This is a genomic window from Streptomyces sp. NPDC058401, from assembly GCF_042722885.1.
Taxonomy (GTDB): Bacteria; Actinomycetota; Actinomycetes; order Streptomycetales; family Streptomycetaceae; genus Streptomyces.
In genome coordinates this window covers 1-4,670 of the sequence record NZ_JBHXKA010000252.1, presented here as the reverse complement: position 1 = coordinate 4,670, position 4,670 = coordinate 1, and the positions used below count along the sequence as shown (strand labels likewise).

Here is a 4,670-nt window from a genome sequence, read left to right as displayed (position 1 = left end):
GCCAGGGCTGTATCCATCCCCTCCGGCGTTTGAGGAGCGGGGGCCCGGGGGCGGAGCCCCCGGTTTCGGGAAGGGGCGGGGCGGGGGAGAGCCCCGCAGGGCACGCCCGCACCCCGTCGGCCTCGTAGCCACCCCGGGCCGTGCCCGCCGGGTGATCATGGGGCGAAACCCCCCTGGCCTGGGGCGGAGCCCGGGGCGGCCCGGCTCACGGCCCGGCCGGGGCAATGGCCCCCGAGGCGACCGCCGCGCAGGCGGGTCGTATCGTGGACCCCGGACGGGCCACCGCACGTCACCGCCCGATCAGCCGCTCCAGCGACGCAGCGGCCCGCCGTCACCGCCGCATCAGGAGCCGCAACCGCCATGGGACACCCGGCACACCCCGCCTACCCCGTCGGACTCCGCCTCACGGGCCGCCGCGTCGTCGTGATCGGCGGTGGCCAGGTCGCCCAGCGCCGGCTGCCCGCACTGATCGCGGCCGGCGCCGACATCGTCCTCATCTCGCCCTCCGCGACCCCCTCCGTGGACGCCATGGCGGAGACCGGCGAGATCCGCTGGGAGCGCCGCCGCTACGAGGACGGCGACCTGGCCGGTGCCTGGTACGCCCTGGTGGCCACCCGGGACCGGGCCGCCAACGACACCGCCTCCGCCGAGGCCGAGCGCGAGCGCATCTGGTGCGTCCGCGCCGACGACGCCGAGGCCGCGAGCGCCTGGACCCCGGCCACCGGCCGGGTGGAGGGCGTCACCGTCGCCGTGCTGAGCGGCAACGACCCCCGCCGCTCCGCCGCCGTCCGCGACGCGGTCGTCGAGGGGCTCAGGGACGGCTCCCTGACCGCCGCCCGCCCGCACACCCCCGGCGTGTCCCTGGTCGGCGGCGGGCCCGGCGACCCCGACCTGATCACGGTCCGCGGCCGCCGCCTCCTCGCCGAGGCCGACGTGGTCATCGCGGACCGGCTCGGCCCCCGTGACCTCCTGGACGAGCTCCCGCCGCACGTCGAGGTCATCGACGCGGCGAAGATCCCGTACGGCCGTTTCATGGCCCAGGAGGCCATCAACGAGGCCCTCATCACCCACGCCAAGGCCGGCAAGGCCGTGGTCCGGCTCAAGGGCGGGGACCCGTACGTCTTCGGCCGCGGCATGGAGGAGCTCCAGGCCCTCGCCGAGGCCGGCATCCCCTGCACCGTCGTGCCCGGCATCTCCAGCTCCATCTCCGTGCCCGGCGCGGCCGGCATCCCGGTCACCCACCGCGGTGTGGCCCACGAGTTCACGGTGGTCAGCGGCCACGTCGGCCCCGACGACCCGCGCTCCCTGGTGGACTGGGCCTCGCTGGCCAAGCTCACCGGCACCCTGGTCATCCTCATGGGCGTCGACAAGATCGGCCTGATCGCCGAGGCGCTGGTGCGCCACGGCCGCCCCGCCGACACCGCCGTCGCCGTCATCCAGGAGGGCACCACCGCCTCCCAGCGCCGGGTGGACGCCACCCTGGCGACGGTCGGCGAGACCGTGAAGGCCCAGGAGGTCAGGCCGCCCGCCGTCATCGTGATCGGCGACGTCGTGAAGGTCCACCGGCCCGGGGCCGAGTGACACCCCGGCAATCCCGCAACCCCGCAGAGCCGTTGGCACCGCACCCAGGACAAGGCAGTATCACCCTGTGGCTGATCTCATCACCGTCGAGGACCCCGACGACCCGCGCCTGCGCGACTACACGGGCCTGACCGACGTAGAACTCCGGCGCAGGCGCGAGCCCGCGGAAGGTCTCTTCATCGCCGAGGGCGAGAAGGTGATCAGACGCGCCAAGGACGCCGGGTACGAGATGCGCTCGATGCTGCTCTCCGCGAAGTGGGTCGACGTCATGCGCGACGTCATCGACGAGCTCCCGGCCCCGGTCTACGCCGTCAGCCCGGAGCTCGCCGAGCGCGTCACCGGCTACCACGTGCACCGCGGCGCCCTCGCCTCCATGCAGCGCAAGCCGCTGCCCACGGCCGAGGAGCTGCTCGCCACCACCCGGCGCGTGGTCATCATGGAAGCGGTCAACGACCACACCAACATCGGCGCCATCTTCCGCAGCGCGGCCGCCCTCGGCATGGACGCGGTCCTGCTCTCGCCCGACTGCGCGGACCCGCTGTACCGGCGCTCCGTGAAGGTCTCCATGGGCGCGGTGTTCTCGGTGCCGTACGCCCGCCTGGAGGCCTGGCCCAAGGGCCTGGACTCGGTCCGCGAGGCCGGCTTCAAGCTGCTGGCGCTCACCCCGCACCAGAAGGCCTCGCCGATCGACGAGGCGGCCCCGCAGACGCTGGAGCGGGTCGCGCTGATGCTCGGCGCGGAGGGGGACGGACTGTCGACCCAGGCACTGGTCGCCGCCGACGAGTGGGTGCGGATCCCCATGGCGCACGGGGTGGACTCGCTGAACGTGGGCGCGGCCGCCGCCGTCGCCTTCTACGCGGTGGCCAGCGGCCGTCCGTAGGCTCGCCTAGAGCTTCTGGGCCAGCGCGATGCCCAGCGCCACGAGCAGCGTCACCACGACGAAGACGATCAGGCGCTGGCGCATCAGCTTGGGGTCCGGCCGTGACGGCCGCCGCCCGGTGCCCGTCGTACGGGGAGCCGGGCGGCCGCCCGTACGCCCGGCCGTGGAGCCGGGGCCCCGCGCGCCGGTGCCCCGCGGCGAGGAGGGCCGGGAGTCCGGTCCGCCGCGCGGTCCCTGAGCCTTGCCCTGGCCCGTTCCGGTTCCCGTACCCGGACGTCCCGGGGCGGGAGTGCCGGCGCTACGGCGCTCCGTGCGCTGGTCGGCGTACCCCTCGGCGTACTCCTCGGGCAGCCGTCCCGTCGGCCGCTCGGTGCGCGCCCGCTGGGCCGGCGGGCGGCTGTCGCCCATCCCGTGCGCCTCGCGGGCCGCGATCTCCTTGAGCCGCATCGACAGCTGGAGCGTGGTCGGCCGCTCGTCGGGGTCCTTCGCCAGACAGGCCCGTACGAGGGGCGCGAGCGCGTCCGGAACACCCTGGAGGTGGGGCTCCTCGTGCACCACCCGGTACAGCATGACCTCGGAACTGCCGTGCCCGAAGGGCGAGTCGGCGGTGGCCGCGTAGGCGAGGGTGGCGCCGAGGGAGAAGACGTCCGTGGCGGGGGTGACGGCCGCGCCGCGCACCTGCTCGGGCGCCAGGAAGCCGGGGGAGCCGACGGCCGTGCCCACGTGCGTGAGGGTGCTGGCCCCGGTGGCCCAGGCGATCCCGAAGTCGATGATGCGCGGGCCCTTGGGCGACAGCAGGATGTTCGAGGGCTTGAGGTCGCGGTGGACCACCCCGGCCTCGTGGACGGCGACCAGTCCCTCGGAGAGCGCGGCGCCGATGGCGGCGATGGCCGCGGCCGTCAGGGGGCCCTCTTCGGCCACCTTGTCGTGCAGGGAGGGGCCGGGCACGTACTGCGTGGCGAACCAGGGACGCTCCGCCTCCAGGTCCGCGGCGACCAGGCGCGCGGTGCACCCGCCGCGGATCCGCCGGGCGGCGGAGACCTCGCGCGCGAAGCGCGAACGGAACTCCTGGTCCTCGGCCAGGTCCGGCCGGATCACCTTGAGCGCGACGCGCTGTCCGCGCCGGTCGGAGCCCAGATAGACGACGCCCATGCCGCCGGCGCCGAGGCGCCGGTGCAGCCTGAACGAGCCGACGACACGCGGGTCCTCGCGCCGGAGCCGCATCATCGCCATGTCCACCCCGCTGACCGGTCGTCCTGTTGACGTGGCACAGCTTACGGACCATCCGGCATGCGCGCTCAGAGGCCGCGCCCTCGCCGGGGGATTCGATTGTCAGTACGGGGCAGTCCACTTGGGGAATCACCGGACCACCGCTAGGACGCATGTACGGAGCGGGGCGGTTCGGTCAAGCAGGGCCCGGGCCACGGGAATTGGGGTCGGGGCCGGGTCGATGGGGGAGCGGTGGCCGCCGGGTCGAACGGGCCCCGTCAGTTGATCTTGGGGCTGCCTGGTCGGAGGCCGGACGTGTGCGGTGAGTGACGGAAGTGAGCGAAGTCACTACGCTCCGGTCATCCCCTCCGGGAAGACCCTCAGAGGGAGGGGCGGGTCTCCACCCAGGGGAGTACACGCGAGGTGGACTCGTCATCCTCCTGGAGGCCAGGCAATGGGTACGAAGGCATGAGGCCAGAAGCCTTTCCCGCGCCTAGTGTTGAAGACAAGCGGCGGGTGGAGCACTCGTCCCCCGAGGTCATAAACCCGCCGCTGCCAAACGACAGGGAGAGGACCATGGCGGACATCGCACGGCAGGGACGCAAGGCATTCGCGTTCAACAGCCATGAGTCCGGTCGTCGCCACCCACTGGTGGCCGCGGCCATGGTGCTCCCCCTGGCCGCCCTCCTGCTCTTCCTCTTCGGAGGCTTCGACCAGGTGGCGGCGCAGGCGTCGTCCGTAAGCGTGATGCTGGGGCGCTGAGCGGCGCCCCGGGCCCAGGAGAGCGGCCTGGGCCGGGACTGTCACCGGCCGAACCCCGTGGGGACGGGGGAGCGGTCGACGGACGGCAGGTGAAGGGTGCTGCGCGTACGGCTGGGGAGCCGGACGCGCAGCACCCTTTTTAATGCCCGCGCCAAGCTTTTTAAAGCGCCCCACGCACCCCCACGTTTTTTAACCCGCCCCACCCACCCCACGGCGCAGGCGCGCCACCCCGGCGTCG

Annotated in this window: 4 protein-coding genes; 3 read left to right on the top strand and 1 reads right to left on the bottom strand. The window is 73.8% G+C overall.

Annotation, left to right across the window (positions count from 1 at the left end):
• Window positions 1-360: 360 nt before the first annotated feature.
• Window positions 361-1,581 carry a uroporphyrinogen-III C-methyltransferase gene (gene cobA, locus ACFWNV_RS39300; RefSeq protein ID WP_383957043.1) on the top strand — a complete coding sequence of 407 codons (1,221 nt, stop codon included), beginning with the start codon at window positions 361-363 and terminating at the stop codon, window positions 1,579-1,581.
• 67 nt (window positions 1,582-1,648) lie between these two features.
• Entirely contained in the window at window positions 1,649-2,461 is an 813-nt protein-coding gene (locus ACFWNV_RS39295; protein ID WP_383957040.1) for a TrmH family RNA methyltransferase, read from the top strand.
• 6 nt (window positions 2,462-2,467) lie between these two features.
• Here ACFWNV_RS39295 and ACFWNV_RS39290 read toward each other — a convergent pair whose 3' ends face one another.
• Complete coding sequence (locus ACFWNV_RS39290) at window positions 2,468-3,694, bottom strand: serine/threonine-protein kinase (protein WP_383957037.1); 1,227 nt, start codon at window positions 3,692-3,694, stop codon at window positions 2,468-2,470.
• A gap of 552 nt (window positions 3,695-4,246) precedes the next feature.
• Here ACFWNV_RS39290 and ACFWNV_RS39285 point away from each other — a divergent pair.
• A complete protein-coding gene (locus ACFWNV_RS39285; protein ID WP_215034445.1) occupies window positions 4,247-4,432 on the top strand; it encodes a hypothetical protein in 186 nt (61 codons plus the stop codon).
• Window positions 4,433-4,670: the final 238 nt, after the last annotated feature.

What these genes read in the sequence shown, in the direction of transcription:
- cobA (WP_383957043.1), top strand. Translation starts at nt 361, where the DNA reads ATGGGACACCCGGCACACCCCGCCTACCCCGTCGGACTCCGCCTCACG.
- ACFWNV_RS39285 (WP_215034445.1), top strand. Translation starts at nt 4,247, where the DNA reads ATGGCGGACATCGCACGGCAGGGACGCAAGGCATTCGCGTTCAACAGC.
- ACFWNV_RS39290 (WP_383957037.1), bottom strand. Translation starts at nt 3,694, where the DNA reads ATGGCGATGATGCGGCTCCGGCGCGAGGACCCGCGTGTCGTCGGCTCG.